Origin of the sequence: Acinetobacter sp. B51(2017) (assembly GCF_003711395.1) — a bacterium.
GTDB lineage: Bacteria > Pseudomonadota > Gammaproteobacteria > Pseudomonadales > Moraxellaceae > Acinetobacter.
This window is the reverse complement of record NZ_PJRJ01000081.1, coordinates 1-1,428: the sequence shown is the minus strand read 5'-3', so window position 1 is coordinate 1,428 and position 1,428 is coordinate 1. Positions and strand designations below refer to the sequence as shown.

The following is a 1,428-nucleotide window of genomic DNA, read 5'->3' as shown; positions in this document are numbered from 1 at the left end:
GATTGGCCTCACGAATCCATTTGTCTAAAGTTGAATAACCCACACCTAATTTCTGGGCGATTGCAACTATAGGTTCGTGGGAGTTTGAAAGTGCATAATCAATCGCTTGCTGTTTAAATTCAGGACTAAAACGTTTAGCCATTTCTTGAATCTCCAAAGATTAAAGTTACGTTATCTTTAGAGGGACGTGCTGTCCATTATTTTGGCTAGGATCAACTTGACCACTTTGCACAGTCGAAGCCACATCACCAGTACTTGCACCTACACCAGATGCAACTAAACCAGTGATTGAACTAATAGTAGATTTTTCATCTGCGGTTAAGTCTTTTGCTTCTTTACCATATAAGTATTTAGCAAATAGCAGTGAGGATGCTTCTGCTCCACCTGCGGCCAAGCCTGCCGTTAAAGCATCATTTCCACCTGCTGCTGCTACAGCCGCACCCAATACAGTGTGCGCTAAAATATGCGCTGTACTTCCTTCCGCATCATTAGATTTAAAGTATTGACCAATCTCGTAACTTGCCGCAGGGCTTAATGTAGCTGCCACTATGCCTAAACCTGAACTCGTTGGTGCTGACAATCCTGTTGAAATTGTATCGAGCAGCACACCAAGCTTTTGATAGTTATCAACCTTTTCATTGTATGTGTTAAGTTGATCTTTCTCTTGTGTACTATTTCAGCACACATGATGTCACCGTCGTTCTTGACTATATTTTGTCCAAATCAAATTTGGTGTGCCATCGTATAAACAAAAACATAAATCTGGCCACTTATGATTATTAGTGACCATTACCCCCCACCCTTTTAAATTTGGAAAATCTGCATAATAAGTTGAATGTATATACCAACCTTCAGCATCAGGAGTCCAAAAACCTTCTTCAGGTAATAATAATTGATGTTTTAAAGTTCCATCAGAATTATAAATCGCAGCATTGTTTGGACACAAAAATTTCTTGTTATTGTTATCAAATATAATAATTAAATTTTTATGGTTAGGTAACACTGAGACAGTACCCGATTCGTCTATGATTTTTTTACCCGTATCAGTAACGATGCAAGTACCCACATTAATTAATGGTTTTTTTAAAGAATCAATTTTTTTCCAAGCCCCGATTGAGTCAAATTTTTCCTGACTAAAAACCAAAACTTCTCCTTGTTGCGCATTAATTGAAGACTTAAAAACGTAATATATTTCTTTTATATTTTCTTTACTCATTACTTTATTTCCTTAACATTAGACCTCTTGCGAAAGTGGTTATTGCAAGTTTATTCGGTTTACCAGTGCAGCAATTAAGTTAATACGTAAACCGAATCTTTTCCGTCTATTTCGATAGCGTTCACTTAATATTCTAAATGTTTTCAATTGACTATTGATGTGTTCGATCACAACTCGTATTTTTCCAATCAGTTTATTGTACTTTTTCTCAA

General features: G+C 36.4%; 3 protein-coding genes and 1 pseudogene. All 4 read right to left on the bottom strand.

All coding sequences use genetic code 11. From position 1 onward, the window contains the following. On the bottom strand, positions 1–142 hold a 142-nt coding region (locus CYK47_RS15185; protein WP_164709209.1), incomplete at its 3' end, for a transposase. Positions 143–214: 72 nt separating this feature from the next. After that, positions 215–673 (bottom strand): annotated as a pseudogene (locus tag CYK47_RS15180) (VENN motif pre-toxin domain-containing protein); the annotation flags it as partial. Positions 674–691: 18 nt separating this feature from the next. Beyond that, positions 692–1,216, bottom strand: a complete 525-nt coding sequence (locus CYK47_RS15175) for a hypothetical protein (RefSeq protein WP_122902596.1) — start codon at positions 1,214–1,216, stop codon at positions 692–694. Between the two features lie 39 nt (positions 1,217–1,255). Continuing rightward, positions 1,256–1,428 (bottom strand): transposase family protein (locus CYK47_RS15170; RefSeq protein WP_164709160.1); only part of this gene is annotated, 173 nt, incomplete at its 5' end.

Bases quoted from the DNA above. Each gene is read 5' to 3' on its own strand.
- CYK47_RS15175 (WP_122902596.1), bottom strand. From the start codon at position 1,216: ATGAGTAAAGAAAATATAAAAGAAATATATTACGTTTTTAAGTCTTCA.